13 protein-coding genes are annotated in these 17,838 nt (G+C 66.9%); 3 read left to right on the top strand and 10 right to left on the bottom strand.

Annotated features, from left to right (window positions below; all coding sequences use genetic code 11):
- Positions 1-36: 36 nt before the first annotated feature.
- From ACQP1O_RS09835 to ACQP1O_RS09810, 6 genes are all read right to left on the bottom strand, one after another.
- Positions 37-963: a potassium-transporting ATPase subunit C gene (locus ACQP1O_RS09835; protein ID WP_433565516.1), complete on the bottom strand. Its 927-nt coding sequence runs from the start codon at positions 961-963 to the stop codon at positions 37-39.
- A complete protein-coding gene (kdpB, locus tag ACQP1O_RS09830) occupies positions 963-3,113 on the bottom strand; it encodes a potassium-transporting ATPase subunit KdpB (protein ID WP_433565515.1) in 2,151 nt (716 codons plus the stop codon). The genes ACQP1O_RS09835 and kdpB overlap by 1 nt, the downstream gene beginning before the upstream one ends.
- A complete protein-coding gene (gene kdpA / locus ACQP1O_RS09825) occupies positions 3,110-4,786 on the bottom strand; it encodes a potassium-transporting ATPase subunit KdpA (protein ID WP_433565514.1) in 1,677 nt (558 codons plus the stop codon). Before kdpA ends, kdpB begins: the two co-directional genes overlap by 4 nt.
- Entirely contained in the window at positions 4,787-4,873 is an 87-nt protein-coding gene (gene kdpF, locus ACQP1O_RS09820) for a K(+)-transporting ATPase subunit F (protein ID WP_120737472.1), read from the bottom strand.
- 630 nt (positions 4,874-5,503) lie between these two features.
- The gene (locus tag ACQP1O_RS09815; protein ID WP_433565513.1) at positions 5,504-7,285 is read right to left on the bottom strand and encodes a protein kinase domain-containing protein; all 1,782 of its coding nucleotides are present in this window, start codon (positions 7,283-7,285) and stop codon (positions 5,504-5,506) included.
- Between the two features lie 78 nt (positions 7,286-7,363).
- Complete coding sequence (locus ACQP1O_RS09810; RefSeq protein ID WP_433565512.1) at positions 7,364-8,029, bottom strand: hypothetical protein; 666 nt, start codon at positions 8,027-8,029, stop codon at positions 7,364-7,366.
- 443 nt (positions 8,030-8,472) lie between these two features.
- Between ACQP1O_RS09810 and ACQP1O_RS09805 the strand changes: the two genes are divergently transcribed.
- Positions 8,473-8,625 carry a hypothetical protein gene (locus ACQP1O_RS09805; protein WP_433565511.1) on the top strand — a complete coding sequence of 51 codons (153 nt, stop codon included), beginning with the start codon at positions 8,473-8,475 and terminating at the stop codon, positions 8,623-8,625.
- Between the two features lie 124 nt (positions 8,626-8,749).
- Here the strand turns inward: ACQP1O_RS09805 and ACQP1O_RS09800 are convergent, their stop codons facing one another.
- Both ACQP1O_RS09800 and ACQP1O_RS09795 read right to left on the bottom strand, forming a co-directional pair.
- Positions 8,750-10,960, bottom strand: coding sequence for a serine/threonine-protein kinase (locus tag ACQP1O_RS09800; RefSeq protein ID WP_433565510.1), 2,211 nt, complete (start codon positions 10,958-10,960; stop codon positions 8,750-8,752).
- Between the two features lie 103 nt (positions 10,961-11,063).
- Positions 11,064-11,360 carry a recombinase family protein gene (locus ACQP1O_RS09795; RefSeq protein WP_433567634.1) on the bottom strand — a complete coding sequence of 99 codons (297 nt, stop codon included), beginning with the start codon at positions 11,358-11,360 and terminating at the stop codon, positions 11,064-11,066.
- Positions 11,361-11,478: 118 nt separating this feature from the next.
- On the opposite strand from ACQP1O_RS09795, the gene ACQP1O_RS09790 reads away from it, so the two are divergent.
- Both ACQP1O_RS09790 and ACQP1O_RS09785 read left to right on the top strand, forming a co-directional pair.
- Positions 11,479-13,995, top strand: coding sequence for an ATP-binding protein (locus tag ACQP1O_RS09790; RefSeq protein ID WP_433565509.1), 2,517 nt, complete (start codon positions 11,479-11,481; stop codon positions 13,993-13,995).
- On the top strand, positions 13,992-14,696 hold the full coding sequence (locus ACQP1O_RS09785) for a response regulator (RefSeq protein WP_433565508.1): 705 nt from the start codon (positions 13,992-13,994) through the stop codon (positions 14,694-14,696). Before ACQP1O_RS09790 ends, ACQP1O_RS09785 begins: the two co-directional genes overlap by 4 nt.
- Before the next feature lie 89 nt (positions 14,697-14,785).
- On the opposite strand, the gene ACQP1O_RS09780 is transcribed toward ACQP1O_RS09785, so the two are convergent.
- Together ACQP1O_RS09780 and ACQP1O_RS09775 are read right to left on the bottom strand one after the other, a co-directional pair.
- Positions 14,786-16,399: an alkaline phosphatase family protein gene (locus ACQP1O_RS09780; RefSeq protein WP_433567633.1), complete on the bottom strand. Its 1,614-nt coding sequence runs from the start codon at positions 16,397-16,399 to the stop codon at positions 14,786-14,788.
- A 114-nt stretch (positions 16,400-16,513) separates the two neighbouring features.
- Complete coding sequence (locus ACQP1O_RS09775; protein ID WP_433565507.1) at positions 16,514-17,707, bottom strand: cytochrome P450; 1,194 nt, start codon at positions 17,705-17,707, stop codon at positions 16,514-16,516.
- Positions 17,708-17,838 lie beyond the last annotated feature (131 nt).

The raw sequence follows: 17,838 nt of genomic DNA, 5'->3' as shown, positions 1-17,838 counted from the left end.
CGTGAGCGAAGCGACCGGACCCCAGGGGTCGGCTGATCAGCCCTTGGACGGGTACCTGCTGTCCAGGTCGTAGTTCAGCTCGACGACATTGACCGTGGGCTCACCCATGAAGCCCAGGGCCCGGCCGCTCCTGTGGGCATCGACGAGGGCCTTGATCTGATCCTCGGAGACGTGGCGCGCCTTGGCAACCCTTGCCACCTGGATGGCGGCGTATTCCGGGGAGATCTGCGGGTCGAGGCCGGAGCCGGAGGCGGTGACCGCGTCGGTCGGCACCGGGGTGTCGGAGGACGCGTCACCGCGGATCGGCACGATCCGACCGGCCGAGTAGTCCTCGCCACGCTTGGCGCACTCCACCTCGACGCCCTCGTACGCCTGCATGAACGGCGTCGTCGGGTTCTTCGGATCGGTCGAGCAGACCTCGTTGACGCTGATCACCTGGGTCGGGTGGGTGACCAGACCGTGCGAGTCACGGTCACCCATGACCGCCAGCACCGAGCCGACGCCACCGGAGGTGCAGTACGGACGGCTGCCATCCACACCCTCCAGCCGGCCGACCGCCGCGCTACGCGAGCACACGGTGCTGAGCAGGCTCAGCTTGTCCTTCTTCGGGTCGGCGTCGAGGGTGTCGACCACCGACTCCGGACCCATATTGCCGAACGCGGTGTTGGTCGGGTCGTAGCCGTCGGGAATGCTGCCGTCGGTCGGGGCGGAGTTGGACGGCCGCGTCTGGAAGTACTGCACCAGCGCGTTGCCCTTGCCGTCGGTGAACGCCTGCCCGATCAGGCTGGAGCCCACCAGCTTTCCGTCCTTGGTGATCAGCGACCCGTCCGCCTTGTCCTTCAGGCCGGGTATCTGCGAGATACCCAGCACCACTGCGGGATAGATGATCCCGGTGATCACCGTGAGCACCAGCAGCGCGCGCAGCGCCGCGATGTGTTGCCGGATCCAGGCTGACATACGCATTAGGACATCCCCGGGAAGAATTGAATGACAAGGTCGATGAGCTTGATCCCGATGAACGGCGCGATGATGCCACCGAGGCCGTAGATGTACAGGTTGCGGCTCAGCAGTTTCGACGCGCTCGACGGCCGGTAGTTCACACCGCGCAGCGCCAGCGGGATCAGGCCCACGATCACGAGCGCGTTGAAGATGACCGCCGACAGGATCGCCGACTGCGGCGAGTGCAGCCGCATGATGTTCAGGACGTCCAGGCCCGGGAACAGCACCACGAACATCGCGGGAATGATCGCGAAGTACTTGGCGATGTCGTTGGCGATCGAGAACGTGGTGAGCGCACCACGGGTGATCAGCAACTGCTTGCCGATCTCCACGATCTCGATCAGCTTGGTCGGGTCGGAATCCAGGTCGACCATATTGCCGGCTTCCTTGGCCGCCGACGTTCCGGTGTTCATGGCGACACCCACGTCGGCCTGCGCGAGCGCGGGCGCGTCATTGGTGCCGTCACCGGTCATGGCGACCATGCGGCCACCGGCCTGCTCCTTCTTGATGAGCGCGAGCTTGTCCTCCGGAGTCGCCTCCGCCAGGAAGTCGTCCACGCCCGCCTCGTCGGCAATGGCCTTGGCGGTCAACGGATTGTCGCCGGTGATCATGACGGTGCGGATGCCCATGCGGCGCATCTCGTCGAAGCGCTCCCGCATGCCCTGCTTCACCACGTCCTTGAGGTGGATGACGCCGAGCAGCGTGGCGGTGCCCTTCTTGATCTCGGCCACCACCAGCGGGGTACCGCCGGACGCCGAGATGCCGTCGACGGTCACGCCGACCTCGTTCGGCACCTGACCGCCGTGGGAGCGGACCCATTCGGTGACGGCGCTGGCCGCGCCCTTGCGCAGCTGGTGGCCGTCGGCCAGGTCCACACCCGACATGCGGGTCTGGGCGGTGAACTCCGCCCAGTGGGCGCCGGTCAGCTCACCGGGGGTGCGCTCGCGCTTGTTGTACGCCTGCTTGGCGTACACCACGATCGAGCGGCCCTCCGGGGTCTCGTCCGCGAGGCTGGAAAGCTGTGCGGCGTCTGCCAATTCGTCGGCGGTGATGCCCGGCATCGGCACGAAGTCCGAAGCCTGGCGGTTGCCCAGGGTGATGGTGCCGGTCTTGTCCAGCAGCAGCGTGTTCACGTCACCGGCAGCCTCGACGGCGCGCCCGGACATGGCCAGCACATTGCGCTGCACCAGCCGGTCCATGCCGGCGATGCCGATGGCCGACAGCAGCGCGCCGATGGTGGTCGGGATGAGACACACCAGCAGCGAGACCATCACGATGCCGGTGACACCGTTGAGGTCCAGCGCCAGATTGTCCGGCACACCAGGGTTGTTGGCCTTGGAGAAGATGGCCGGCGGCTGCAGGGTCGCCACCGCGAACACGAAGATGATGGTCAGCGCGGCCAGCAGGATGTTCAGCGCGATCTCGTTCGGCGTCTTCTGCCGCGAGGCGCCCTCGACGAGCGCGATCATCTTGTCGATGAACGAGCCGCCCGGCTCCTGGGTGATCTTGACGACGATCCGGTCCGACAGCACCGTGGTGCCGCCGGTGACCGCGGAGCGGTCACCGCCGGACTCGCGGATCACCGGCGCGGACTCACCGGTGATGGCCGACTCGTCCACGGAGGCAATGCCTTCCACGACATCGCCGTCACCCGGAATGACCTGGCCGGCCTCGACGACCACATAGTCGCCACGCTGCAGTTCGGGGGCCGCGACCTTCTCCTCGACCACCCGCGCGCCCGGGGACCAGTCGACCAGGCGGCGAGCGATGGTGTCGGTCTTGGCCTTTCGCAGGGTGTCGGCCTGTGCCTTGCCGCGGCCCTCGGCGACGGCCTCGGCCAGGTTGGCGAAAATCACTGTCAACCAGAGCCATACGACGATCGCCCAGGCGAAGAACGTCGGATGTACCAGCGCGAGAATGGTGGACCAGACCGCGCCGATCTCGACGATCAGCATCACCGGATTGCGCCACATGATGCGCGGATCCAGCTTCTTGACCGCGTCCGGCAGGGACTTCACCAGCATCTTGGGGTCGAACAACCCCGCCGAGACACCGCGTTTCGGCTTGCCGTGCGCCTGTTCCGCCGGCGCGGAATCGAGGGTGGGAGTGCTCATGAGTGGATTCCTTCAGCGAGCGGGCCGAGCGCCAGCATCGGCAGGAAGGTGAGCGCGACCAGGATGACGGTGACGCCCGCGACCATGCCGACGAACTGCGGCCGATGCGTGGGCAGCGTGCCCTCGGAGGCGGGGGTGTGACCCTGCGCCGCCAGCGAACCGGCCAGTGCCAGCACGAAGATCATGGGAATGAAGCGGCCGAAGACCATGGCGAGACCGAGTGCGGTGTTCCACCACACCGTGTTGCCGGACAGACCGGCGAAGGCCGAACCATTGTTGTTGGCCGCGGATGTGAAGGCGTACAACACCTCCGAGAGCCCGTGCGGACCCGAGTTGGCCATGCCCGCGCGCTCGCCCGGCAGGGCCATGGCGACGGCGGTGCCGGTCAGCACGATCAGCGGGGTGACGAGGAAATACGAAGCGGCGAGCTTGATCTCCTTCGGGGTGATCTTCTTGCCCAGGTACTCCGGGGTGCGGCCGACCATCAGACCGGCGACGAACACGGTGATCACCGCGAGGATGAGCATGCCGTACAGACCCGAACCGGTACCACCGGGCGCGACCTCACCGAGCTGCATATTGAACATGGTCATCATGCCGCCGAGGCTGGTGTAGGAGTCGTGCGCCGAGTCCACCGCACCGGTCGAGGTGAGCGTGGTCGCGGTGGCGAAGGTCGCCGAATTCGAGACGCCGAAACGGGTTTCCACACCCTCCATGGACGCGCCGATGGCGGACGGCACCGTGCCGTGGTGCTGCAGCTGGAAGAGATTCATCGCGGTGACGCTGAGGATGGCCAGGGTCGCCATGACGGCGGCGATGGCCACACCCTGCTTCTTGGAACCGATCATGCGTCCGAAGGTCCGCGGCAGCGAGAAGCTGATCACCAGCAGCATGAAGATCTCGACCCAGTTGGTCCACGCGGTCGGGTTCTCGAACGGGTGCGCCGAGTTCACGTTGAAGAAGCCGCCACCGTTGGTGCCGAGCAGCTTGATCGCCTCCTGGCCGGCAACAGGTCCGCCCGGCAGGGTTTGCGAACCGGTGTTGCCCACCGTCTGGGCGATCTGGTCGTACACGTGCAGGTTCTGGATGACGCCGCCCGCGACGAGCACGATGGCGAAGAACACGGCCAGCGGCAACAGAATACGGGTGGTTCCCCTCACCAGATCCACCCAGAAGTTGCCGAGGTCGCCGGTCCGCCGGCGGGCGAAGCCGCGCACCAGCGCGACCGCCACGGCCATACCGACGGCCGCCGAGACGAAGTTCTGCACGCTCAGGCCCACGGCCTGAACGACGTGACCCATCGTCGATTCACCGGCATAGTTCTGCCAGTTCGTGTTCGTGACGAAGCTGATGGCGGTGTTCCACGCCAGATCCGCGGTCATCTTGGTGCCCGGATCGCACAGGTGCAACGGCAGTTTGCCCTGAATCAGCTGCAGGAAGAACAGGAGCAGCACGCTGATGGCCGAGAAGGCCAGCACGCTGCGCGCGTAGACGGCCCAGGTCATCTCGACGCCCGGCTGCACGCCGATCAGTCGATAGATGCCCTTCTCGGCCCGAGAATGCTTGTCGCTGCTGTAAACCCGATACATGTAGTCGCCCAGGGGCACATGCACCGCGGCCAGCGCGATGACCAGGGATACCGCGAACAGGATCCCCGCTGTTGTCGTGCTCACTCAGAACCTCTCCGGATACAGCAGCGCCGCCACCAGATAGATGGCGATACCGACGGCCAGGACCAGACCGATAATGTTCTGCGTCACAGCCGTTCCACCCCGCGTTGGATCAAGCCGAACAGGGCGAAGATCGCCACCGTCAGCACCGTGAACACCACGACAGACATGTCTCGAAACCTCTCTGCTTACGGGCACGTCCTGAGACGCGCCGGAGTGAGTCAAGCGCCCGGATAGCCCAACTTCGAGGTCCTTTACGCCTTCTTAGCGTCCCAGCGGGTCGGATTGACGCTCCGCTTACAGGGTCGCGCCGCGTGTCGCAGAGATGTCGTCGACATACCGCCCATTTCCATCAAGAAACCGTCAGGACCTGGCACTTCGGCCGAATCCGGACGCGGAGAAGCCCCGGAGAGCGATGCTCTCCGGGCCTGCATCGACCGCGCCGGCGCGACGCTGAACGCGGATTGCGCTGTGGTCCGCTGGAGCCCTCGCCGACCGACGGAATGCCGTGCGTGGCGAGCCGAGCCGGAATCAGCGCGCCGATCCCGGCACGACCGAGCACCAGGCCCACCTGCGGGGCGGTGTTGTAGATGCCCGCGCCGACCCCCGCCTGATGCATCGGCAGCCGATCGGTGGCAGTGGCCGCGAGCGACAGGCATTGGCGACACCCATGCCCACCAGCCGACCGTGCCGTCCTCGACCGTGGCTTGAACGGCGGGGTTACTTGCGGGGGTAGGTCTTGACGATGGTGCCGTCGAGGCCGGCTGCCAGGTAGGCGCCGCCGTAGTCGTCCGAGAGGTAGACCAGCAGGCTGGGCTGGTCGTCGTTGAAGGTCCAGGCGGGATTGACGATGATGTAGCGACTGGTGGGTTTGGGGACGTTGAGTTGCTGGGCGGCGGCTGTGAGGAGGGTGGGGAGGAGGTCCCAGTTGATGGAGCCGAGGTCGATGGTGGGCTCGGTCAGCTCACTGCCGGGGCCGTCGCGTTTGGCGGTGCCGTTGCGGTAGGAGAACTGGTCGTAGAGCTTGGGCTGGCCCTGGACCGGGGCGCCCGTGCTGATGTAGGTCGGGTAGATCGTGGTTTCGGTGAATTGCTTACCGCCCGTGACCTTTTCGAGGACAGCGACAGCCTTGCGGACGCCGTCCGGGGTGAGCAGATCGGTGGTCGCGTCGCCCTTGGCGGTGGTGGGGGCGATCACGGTGGGCGGGATGATGCCGCTCAGGGGGATGCCCGTGGGTTGGGTGGGGACGTTCGGCTGACCCGATTGGCCTTGGCCGCCGCCGGAGGAGGAGGGCCACAGGGCGATGGCGGCCACCGCGGCGACAGCCAGGACGACACCGACGCCGGCGAGGATCACAGGGCGCGAATTGCGTTGCGGCGCAGTGTGGACAGGGTTCGGCGAGCCTGGTGGGAACGGGTGGGATGCGGTGAATCCGTGAGGCTGCTGGACTGTCGGATATCCCGTCGGCGGTGGCGAGGTCGGGAAGCCCTGCTGCTGCGGTGCGGTCGAAAACCCTCGAGGCGGGGGCGTTGCCGGGAAGCCCTGTGACAACGGCGCGTCCTGGGGTCCGGACGCCGTCGAGAAGCCCTGGGGCGACGGCGTGAAGCCATCGGACGGCGGCGCGAAACCCTGGGACGACGGCGCGACACCCTGGGACGACGGCGCGAAACTCTGCGACGGCGGCGTGAAGTCCTGGGTGACCTGGGCGAGCATCTGGTCGACCTGGTCGGCCGGCGGCCGGTGGCCGGGGTTGGGGACCAGGAGGGCTTGCAGGACCGGGGTCAGCTGGCCCGCCTGGCGCGGGGGCGGGACCGCGCCCATCAGGACGGCGGCGAGGGTGGCCACGTCGGTGTCGCGGCGCATGGGCTGGTAGCCCTCGACGGCGGCGAACAGGACCAGGCCGAGGGACCAGAGGTCGGAGGCGGGGTTGCCCTCGTGGCCCTGGAGGCGTTCGGGGGCGACGTACGGAAGGGAGCCGACGACGCTGCCGGTGGAGGTGAGACCGGTGAGGTCGTTCACTGCGGCGATGCCGAAATCGGTGAGGACGGGCGAACCGTCGGTGCGCAGCAACACATTCGGGGGTTTCACATCGCGGTGCAGGACGCCCACCGCATGCGCGGCGCGGAGGCCGGCCAGAATGCCGCGACCGACCCAGGCGGCCTGGCCCGGCGACATCGGCCCCTCGTCCAGCCGGTCCGCGAGCGAGCCGCACGCGACCAGTTCCATCACGATCCACGGATGCTTCTCGGCCGGTGTGTCCACGATGTGGTGGATGGCAACCACATTCGGGTGCGTGATGCGCGCCAGCGCGCGTGCCTCGCGCAGCACCCGTTCCCGCTGCACCTCCGCCGAGCCCGCGTCGCCTTCGGCCCGCACCTCTTTCAACGCCACCTCACGGTGCAGCGCGATGTCGTATGCGCGCCACACCGTGCCCATGCCACCGCTGCCGAGTGGTTCGATCAACTCGAAACGCCCGTCGACCATTGCCCGCCCGGAATCCACGGACGACAGCTTAGGGTTCCCACACTGCCCACGCGAGATCTAGTGCCGGTCAGTCTTTTCGAGCCCGGCGAATTCAGGCTAAGTGCCCTGCAAACCGTTGCCGGTCCCGGTGGCCGCGCCGAGCTCGTAACCGACGGCTGCGCCCACGATGCCACCGGTGACACCGGCTATCACCCCGGAGACCACTGCACCTACCACAGCACCTACCACGGCCCCCGCGAGAGCGCCGCCTGCGGCTCCCAAGGGCGCGCCCACCCCCACAGTCGGAATGGCCATGACGAGGCCGCCCGCGATCCCGCCGGCAATCGCACCGACCGCACCCCCGATAACCGCTCCCGGCACGGCTCCGATCACTGCGGTCGGTACAGCCCCCACAACCGCGCCGATGGCGAGCCCGGCGGCGCCGCTTCCCACGTTCAGGTTGGTGACTCTGTCCTGGTAGTTGTTGTCGACCGAGTGCAGCCCGCCGCCGATGGCGGCATTGGCAGCGGCTGCAGCGTTTTTCGCTTGATCGAGCATGGAGTCGGGGACGCTCTGCAGTGCCGGGATGCCGAACGCACCGGGCTGTGCCGGACTCGTCCCGAGCTGCTCGACAGCCGCGGGAGCCGGGACGCCGGCCTGCGCCGCGGCATCGCCCGTGGCGATGGAGCAGGTCACTGCGACGGCCAGTGGTATCGCGCCGACGATCGGCAGCAGGGCGCGTCGCGACGCGCTGGTCTTGGATTCTCCACACCGACGTGTCATGCGACCGCCCTCTCGCTGGATTCGACTTGGAACAGCTCCCCTGACCGCTGGTTATCGGACACGTACGTCAAGAATGATAGCTACACAGTAACTGCGTGATGCAGAAAAGTGTGTCGCAAACCACATCATTTGGCCATAGGTCACATCGCACCACCGGCAAACCGCACATCATGCGGAGAGGCTCCGACTTCGACGCCGGCACAGTGTTTGCCAACTTGTTGCCATCGGTGCGGTGCTTCGCCGAGCGACTCCCGGACGCGGCATCCAGCTCGATCTCGTACCGGTCGGCCTTTCCGAGCCCGCTCGGATCCTGTCAACGACGCGAGACACCACCGTAAAGAAACCGTCAGGATCAGCGACCTGACCAGCATCGGAGGTATGAAGTGGGAACCCGTACGCGCGCACGCGCGCCGGGCGCAAACCCCCGACATAAAGGAGAAGCCGTGCCGCACATCGCCGTCACCCTGATGGTGATCTTCGGGTTCCTCGGTTGCGCGCTGATACTGCGTGTCCTGGCCGCCACCGAAGGCACTCGCGAATCCATCCGCACGGCACAGCCGGGCTTCCGCGCACCCCGCGCGATGAGCGACGAATGAAACGCGGCGTAGCTTCAACGCCGAGCACCTCCTTGTGAGATGAGTCCCGGATAGCGCGATGCTTCTGCCGATGGAGTGTGGAGGAGGCGGCGCAGGTAGAAGCGGGCAGGCCGCGGCTGATTTGCTAGACCACCCGCTCGAGCGCGCGCAGGTCTGCGTCCAGCTTGCGGAACAACCAGTAGACGGCAACGAATGCGAGCCCGGAGGCCGCGCACAACCCCAGAACCGAATCGCGCACGAGCGGAAGCTCCTCGGGTTCGAGGGTCGTGAATCCGGCCAGCACCCCGACCAGCGGCACTGACGCCGTTACCGCGAGAAAGACCGTGGTTCTGCGACGCAGAGCGCGAAGATCGGCAGAGTCGTCCGCAGTGGTGCGGCCGTGGCGCAAATAGATGGGATAGACACAGCGGACGACGTAGAACGTCGAAAGGAAGAAGGTGTAGGCAACCGAGACGGTGCCCATCACCAGAACGGTCGTTACCGCATGGACCACCATCCGCGCCGGGAGGTCGGTAAACCGGACAAGCAGCATCACCCCTGTCACGGTCCCGAGAACCGCGAACAGAAGAGTGTTCATCGCACACAAGTCGCCCCAAAATAGTGTTCGCGACCGCACCCGCGCGAGCTTTACCTCGTCGTAGCGTCTGCCATGGCGCAAGCCGCGCGGAACCGCGAGCAAATCGCGCGACATGTATGCGTAGACGAGGACGGACAAGGGCAAGGCACAGAGCTCGAAAACGATGACGCCCCTGAGGAGCTGCAGGATGGTGGCATCGGTCAGGCGGTCGGCGAGCAGTCCCCGCATGTGTACGCCCCCGTAGATATGAGCTAGGCCGACACCGACCAGCGAAGACGACCACAGGATGAGGGTGGGCCGTCGTGAAAGTCGTGCCCGCCAACTGTTCGGCGGCGGGTAGACCAGGTCACGGGCCCTGTCCTCGAGGCACAAGTCGAGCTGCTGAGCCAATTCCGTGCCGCACGAGTAGCGGTCTTCGCGGTTGGGCGACAGACACTTCAACAGCACTCGGCGCAGCGCCATCGGGCAATCCGGCGGAAGCTCCGACAGGAACTCCGGCTCGATCGGTCTGCGCCGCAGCTCGAGCATGCGGGCCAGCGACGTCTCCGACTCGCCGGCGGACACTTCGTCCGCGAATGGGCGGCGGCCCGTGAGAAGCTCCCACAGCATGACACCCAGCGCGAAGATGTCGCTTCGAGTGTCGAGGTCGGCGGCGGTCGTCGGCAAGTCCGGATGGCAGGCCTCGAGCTGTTCGGGCGACATGTACGCCAGTGAACCGCCGAAGTACGCCAGAGGGCTCGTGCCCTTGATGCGGTTGCTGGAGCTGACGTTGAAGTCGGCCAACTTGGGGATTCCCTCGGCGCTCAGCAGCACGTTCGCGGGTTTGATGTCTCGATGCAACACCCCTCGTTCGGCCGCATGCTGAAGCGCGTCCGCGAGTCGGCGGCCCAGCCAGGCGACGGTCTCCGGCCACGTCAGCGCGGCGGTCCGGCTCCGGACCGCAGATTCGGTGGGCCGAACCTCGCCCTTCTCCGCGAGTACCTCGTCGATGGCATCGAGCAGCAATTGCCCACTGCGGTGTTCCGCGGGCGTAGCGCGCTGTGAGCGCAGCACATCGAGCAGTGTTCCTCCGGGTAGGTACTGCATGTAGAGCAGCTTCAGCTCGCCATCGGCGATGAGTCGCTGGTCGTAGATGCGCACGATGTAGTCGTGGTCCAGCTGGGCGAGGGTCTGCGGCTCGATGCCGTGGTTGTGGGAAATCTTGACCGCGACCAGTCGCTGCATCGATTGCTGCCGAGCGAGATACACCTGGGCGAAGGCACCGGATCCGATCCTCATCAGGAGATCGAAATCGTCGATATGGTCGCCGACATCGATGGCGTCGAGAACGACTTGGGCACGGGGACGAGCAATCATCGTGCTGCGGTAATCACTGTTGAGCCATGCCGGTTCAGGGCCGGCCGTGGAAGCGGCCTCAGCAAACGTGGCAGCCGCATCGGCGGCGGGGCAACCGCGGCGCATGGCGTGGTATTCCTCGTAGACCAGCTCGGCCGGCAGCGGACCATTCTGCAGCTCTGCGAATTCCGCACGATATTCGGTCAGTCGTTTGGGAAAGTGATGACGAAGCCAGCGGTATTCGAGGTCGATCTTGATCAGTTCGATCAATATCGTCCGCCGATCAACCGGTTCACAGGGTAGGTATGCCGACAGGTCGGGTGGGAACCCGGTCGCCCAAGCCTCTGAAAACAGTGCCACGACAGTGGCAAGCGCTGTGCGGGTTCGTTCAGCTGAATCGACCAGATCGATCGGCTCGTGCATCGGCAGCTCGAGATCAGCCCCGGGCGATCACACGGCGGCTACGCGCGATGCGACCTCGTACCGTAGTTGCCCCACATCATCTCCTCTCCACCAGACCTCCTGCTCAAGGGTATCGCTCCGAAACGAGCGCATGGGCGGCACAAGCAGAGGGATGAGCAGCGGTGGCGCACGGCCGAGCACGGCGCAGCCCTTCAACCTCGGCGGCGTCGATCCGGTCCTCGAGCCGGCGGGGCCGACGGGTCAGTCTGTCGAGGTCCCACGTAATGAGAGCGTTAAAACGGCCGACGCGATAGTCCTCGACCATACGGTCATACGCTGGGCGTTTCTCAGCCTTGGCGAAGGCCGAGACCGGCTTTTCCGTATAAATTTCACATATGGACCAGTCCCGAGCCGCAGCGATTCACTTACAGTGCTCGAGCTGGCGTTCGACTGCCAGACCTGCGCCGGACGTGTCCAAACTGACTCGGAGGTAGATCACTGCGCGGACCGTCACGAGCGACACGAAAGGTTGTTTTACGTTGAAACGCGGCCAACTACGTATCTACCTGGGCGCGGCCCCCGGCGTAGGCAAGACCTTCTCGATGCTCGCCGAAGCGCATCGGCGGCTCGAGCGTGGGCGCGATGTGGTGGCCGCCGTCGTCGAGACCCACGGCCGCAGCAAGACCGCAGAGTTGCTGGCCGGAATCGAGCGCATCCCACCGAAGATGATCGAGTACCGGGGAACCACCATGCCCGAACTGGATGTGGACGCCGTGCTGCGCCGGCACCCGGCGGTGGTGCTGGTCGACGAGCTGGCGCACACCAATGTCCCGGGCAGCAAGCACGAGAAGCGCTGGCAGGACGTACAGGACCTGCTGAACGCGGGCATCGACGTGGTGTCCACGGTGAACGTGCAGCACCTGGAGAGCCTCAACGACGTGGTCGAGCAGATCACGGGCGTGGTGCAGCGGGAAACCGTGCCGGACTGGGTGGTTCGCTCCGCCGACCAGGTGGAGCTGGTGGACATCACGCCGGAAGCCCTGCGCCGCCGCATGTCCCACGGCAATGTCTACGCCGCCGAGAAGGTCGACGCGGCCCTGCGCAACTACTTCCGCCCGGGCAATCTGACCGCGCTGCGCGAGCTGGCGCTGCTGTGGCTGGCCGATCAGGTCGATGCCGCGCTCGCCAAATACCGTGCCGACCACAAGATCACCACCACCTGGGAGGCGCGCGAACGCGTCGTGGTGGCCGTGACCGGCGGCCCGGAATCGGAGACCATCGTGCGGCGTGCCAGCCGCATCGCCGCCAAGTCCAGCGCCGAGCTGATCGTGGTGCACATCGTGCGCGGTGACGGCCTGGCCGGCGTGTCGGCGAAGCGGCTCGAGCGCCTGCGCGACCTGGCCACGAGTCTCGACGCCAGCCTGCACACCGTCACCGGCGAGGACGTGCCCACGGCGCTGCTGGATTTCGCGCGTCAGGTCAACGCGACGCAGCTGGTGCTGGGCACCTCCCGCCGCTCCCGCTGGGCGCGCATGCTCGACGAGGGTATCGGCGCCACGGTGGTCCAGGAGTCGGGCAAGATCGACGTACACATGGTGACCCACGAGGAATCCAACAAGGGCGGCTTCCGCTGGTCCTCGCTGACCCGGCGCGAGCGCAAGGTCGGCTCCTGGTCGGCCGCGTTCATCGTGCCCTCGGTGATCTGCGCGGTCATCTACTTCTGGCTCGATCGGCTGCTGGACCTCAGCGGTGAGAGCGCCCTGTTCTTCATCGGCGTCATCGCGGTCGCACTGCTCGGCGGTGTGGCCCCGGCGGCGCTGTCGGCGCTGCTGTCGGGCGTGCTGCTGAACTGGTTCTTCACCGAACCCCGCTACAGCCTCACCATCGACCAGCTCGACAACTTCCTCACCATCGTGGTGCTGCTGTTCGTGGCGGTCGCGGTCGCGGCGCTGGTGGATGTGGCCGCCAAGCGAACCCTGGAGGCGCGCAAGGCCTCTCGCCAGGCCGAGCTGCTGACGCTGTTCGCGGGCTCGGTGCTGCACGGAGCGGATCTCCAGGATCTGCTCGAACGCGCCCGCGAGACCTACGGCCAGGACGCCGTCAGCCTGGTGACCGACGACGAGGTCATCGCGTCGGTGGGCGAGAAGCCGCCGACGAAGGTCAGCGATGCCGAAACCGCTCTGGAGGCAGGCGATGACATGCACTGGCTGCTGTTGCGAGGACGTCCCGTGACCTCCAGGGACCGCCTGGTGCTGGGCGCGGTCGCGAATCAGGCGGCGGGACTGGTGCAACAGAAGCAGCTGCAGGAGGAGGCCAGCGCCGCGCAGGCGGTGATGGAGGCCGACAAGCTGCGCCGCGCCCTGCTGTCGGCGGTCAGCCACGACCTGCGCACCCCGCTGGCCGCGGCCAAGGCGGCGGTGTCGAGCCTGCGCAGTGACGATGTGGAGTTCTCCCCCGAGGACACCGCCGAACTGCTGGAGACCATCGAGGAATCCGTGGATCAGCTGACCGCACTGGTCGGCAACCTGCTGGACTCCTCGCGTCTGGCGGTCGGCGTGATCAAGCCGCAGGTGCGCAAGGTCTACCTCGACGAGGTGGTGCATCACGCGCTCATGGGCATGGGCACCCGCGGCATGCGCCGCGCAACCATGGACCGGGTGAAGGTGGACGTCGACACCGTCTCGGTGCGCGCCGATCCCGGTCTGCTGGAACGGGTCCTGGCCAATCTGATCGACAATGCCGCCCGCTACACCCCTAGGGATTCGATGGTGCGGGTGGCGGCAGAGCAGGTCGGGAAGCGGGTGGCCGTTACGGTGGTCGATACCGGTCCGGGTGTCCCGACCGGCCTGGAGGACCAGCTGTTCGAGCCCTTCCAGCGGCTCGGCGACCGCGACACCTCCACCGGTGTGGGCCTGGGCCTGTCGGTGGTGCGCGGTTTCGTGGACGCCATGGGCGGCACCGTGCACGCGGAGCCCACCCCGGGCGGCGGTTTGACCATGGTGATCGATCTGCCCGCGGGGGACGACCCCGCGAACACCGAAGAGGAGAACGGGTGACGAACGCGGCGGCGGCAGCGCCGATCAAAGTGCTCGTGGTCGACGACGAACCACAGATCCTGCGTGCCCTGCGCATCAATCTGTCGGTCCGCGGCTACGAGGTGACCACCGCGTCCAATGGGGCCGCGGCCCTGCGCGCGGCCGCCGAGAAGCACCCTGACGTCATAATTCTCGACCTCGGCCTGCCCGATATGGACGGCATCGAGGTGCTGGCCGGCCTGCGCGGCTGGTCGACCGCCCCGGTCATCGTGCTCTCCGCCCGCACCGACTCCTCCGACAAGGTGGAGGCCCTCGACGCCGGCGCCGACGACTACGTCACCAAGCCCTTCGGCATGGACGAACTGCTGGCGCGCCTGCGCGCCGCCGTCCGCCGCTCGGCCAGTACCGCCGACACCGCCGAGCCGGTCATCGAAACTGCCTCCTTCACCGTCGATCTCGCGGCCAAGAAGGTGACCCGCCACGGCCATGACGTGCACCTGACCCCCACCGAGTGGGGCGTGCTGGAGATGCTGGTCCGCAATCGCGGCAAGCTCGTCGGCCGTCGCGAGCTCCTGCGCGAGGTTTGGGGCCCGTCCTACGCGACCGAAACCCATTACCTGCGTGTCTATCTCGCCCAGCTGCGCCGCAAACTCGAGGACGACCCCTCCCAGCCCAAACACCTCCTCACCGAGGCGGGCATGGGCTACCGCTTCCAGTCGTAAATCCCCCCGGACAGCGATCAGGGAGCTCTCACCGCGCGGTATCGGACAGAATTCCGCGCTGAGAGCTCCCTGATCTCGTATGGACCCCCCTAGCTCGGCAGGGTCGCCGTGTGTTCGGATTTCACGGCGTCGAGTCCACGGGGGTCCAGGCCGAGGCGGGCCAGGATGGTGGGAGCGACCTGGGTGAGGGAAACCTGTTCGGGGACATCGTGTTTCGAGATGCCCGAGCCCACGACCACCAGCGGGACGTGGCGGTCGTCGGGGCTGGTGCCACCGTGCTCGGCGATCTTGGACTTGCCGGCGGTGTAGACCGTGCCGTTGGTGCCGGCGAAGAGGTCGGGCACGCGGGTGTCATCGGCGTCCGCGCCGAAGTACTTGACGGCGTCCGCTCCGGCGTACACCTGGCCGGTGTCCACGCCCGACGCGGTGAACGGCTTCGGGTTGCCGTTGATGTCGGTGCCGGTTCCGTTGGCCTCCAGCAGCTTTCGCTTCGCGAAGGCGGTGGCCTCGGGTGACCGGTCGGCCAGCCACCAGAGGATGGCGGCGTCGTCGATGGAGTGCACGATCAGCTTCGGGGTCTCCGGGTGGGTGGCCGCCCACTCCTTGTTCACCGCATCGATGATCGGCTTGTCGTCGACCCGGGTCAGCGCGTTCGGATCGATCGGCGACTGCCCGTGCTTGGCGGTCAGCACGATGGTGGTCTTGCCGGTCAGACCCGCCTTGTCCAGGGCGGCGACGAACCGGCCGATCTGCTGGTCCACGAAATCGAGCGAAGCCGACAGCAGCGCACCGGGTTTCCCGTCGGCGGAGTAGCCCTTCGACGCGGGCAGCTTCTGGGTGACCGACACCGCCTGGAAGTTCATGCCGAACACCGCGGGCACACCGGCCTGCTGGGCACCGGAGTGGTCCTTGCCATTGATCTCGTTGACGACCGCGTCGGCCTTGTAGGTGTCGTAACGCCTGGTCTGGTCCGAGTCCTTGGTCCAGGGATCACCTTTCGGGGACTTGCTGTCGATCTCCGGGGTGAACAGGTCGTCGATCGAGCGGCCACCCTTGCCGTTCATGATCTGGTACGCGGGGTGCTTGTCCGACCAGGCGGTGCGCCGCCCGGCATCGTGCACCACCGAGAAGACGGTGTTCACCTTCAGATAGTCCGACGGTGAAATCGGCTTGCAGGTAGCCGGATCCACCGGCAGCCTGGCCGGATCCAGCACCGAGACCGGGTCGCCGGTCATGGCCGTGATGCCGTCCGGCAGACCGGTCAGGCCCTGGCCGCCGTCGAGCTCGTCGGTGTTCTTGTCGATCTCCTCGGTCAGCGGGACCTGCGCACCCTTCTTGGCGGTGGCGCAGTCCTTGGTGCCGGCGGGGAACAGGTCCCGGGCCCAGGTGTCGTCGTAGTAGACGCCCGTGGTCCTCGGGCTGCCGCCGGTGATCATCGCCAAGGTGCCCGGGAAGGAGTCGGCCGGGGCCAGGACCTGCGCGCCGGTGTACTGCGCGCCGCGGGCGACCAGCTTGGCCAGCGCCGAATCCTGATGTGCCGCAACATACCCGGCGAGATCCGACTGGTGCATGCCGTCGATCGACAGCAGCAGCACATGCTGATCGTGCCGCGCCGAGTCCCCGTCGCTCCCGCACCCGGCGACCGTCAGCCCCAGCACCCCGCACGCCCCGGCCGCCGCCAGCCGGTAGCCCAGTCCACGCACCTGACTCAATTCCGTCTCCTCACCTCCGGTCACCCGAACGGGTGCGCCGAGATTCCGACAGAGTCGCGGGTGCGGGTAACGGCCGGGCGTCGCCGCGGTGAGGGACGCGCGAACTTACCGCGTCAGGCGGAGCGGCAGCGACTTGAGGCCGTTGTTCAGGTTCGAACGGATCCGCCGGGATTCGCCGATCTGCTCGACTGTCGGGAAGCGGGTCAGCAGCTCCTCGAAGAACACCCGCCCCTCCAGCCGGGCCAGGTGCACGCCCAGGCAGAAGTGCTGGGCCAGCCCGAAGGACAGGTGCGGGTTGGGATTTCGGCGGATGTCGAAGCCCTGCGCGTCGTCGAAGACGTCCTCGTCCCGATTGGCCGAGGTGTACCACATGGCCACCTTGTCCCCGGCCTTGATGGGAACCCCGCGGATCTCGGTGTCGGCGGTGGCGGTGCGCCGGAAGTAGTGCAGCGGGTTGGCGTATCGCAGGATCTCCTCCACCGCACCGGGAATCAGCGCCGGATCCGCGCGCAGTGCCGCTAGTTGCTCGGGATGCCGCAGCAGCAGTTCCAGACCCGAGGACAGCATGGTCTTGGTGGTGTCGTTGCCCGCGGTCACCAGCTGGGTGAAGAAGCTGCCGAACTCCAGGTCCGACATGGGGTTTCCACCGTAGGACCCGCCGAGGATGAGCGAGGTCAGATCCGCCCGCGGCGGCTCGGCCCGCCGCGCCATGGAGAACTGGATGGCGTAGATGGCCATATTGGTGAGCTCGGCCGTCACGTCGAAATCACCGACCAGGTCCGGATCCTGCTGGCTGGTGGACTGTTCGGCCCAGTGCCGGATGCTCGGCCAGTCCGCGACCGGAATCCCGAACAGACCGCCCACCACCTGGCTGGGCAGCACGCCCGCCACGTCGTGCACGAATTCGACATCGCCGTCGACGCTTTCGAGCAGGTTCCGGGTCAGCTCGCGGACCCGGTCCTCCAGCTCGCCGATGACCCGCGCCTTGAAGTGCTCGGCCAGCGGCCTGCGATAGTCGGTGTGCCGCGGCGGATCCATCATGAGCAGCATGTTGCGGGTCTGCTCGAGGCGTTCGGGCGGCTGGTTCTCCAGGATCACGCCCTCCCGCTCGGCGGAGAACAGTTCCGGATTACGGGCCACGTGCGCCACGTCCGCGTGCTTGAGGATCGCCCAGTAGCCGGGTTCGCCCGGCATCTCCTGCCAGTGCACCGGGTCCGTGCGCCGCAGATCGGCGAAGATCTCGTGGATCGGCCCGGACACATAGAGCTCCGGATCGTAGATGTCCATGACCGTGCCCACGGCCCACCTCGGTATTCGCTTGCGGGTATGCGTCTTTCGCTTCGGACGCTAACGCCGCGTGCGAGCGGGCGGCGCGGTTCCGCACCGCGATCCCAGTCAGTGGACGCGCCGCATGCGCCCCCGATGCCGGG

It is taken from the genome of Nocardia sp. CA-151230 (assembly GCF_050942175.1).
Classification (GTDB): Bacteria; Actinomycetota; Actinomycetes; order Mycobacteriales; family Mycobacteriaceae; genus Nocardia.
The sequence above is the reverse complement of the archived record's forward strand: the minus strand, read 5'-3'. Positions and strand labels throughout refer to the sequence as shown.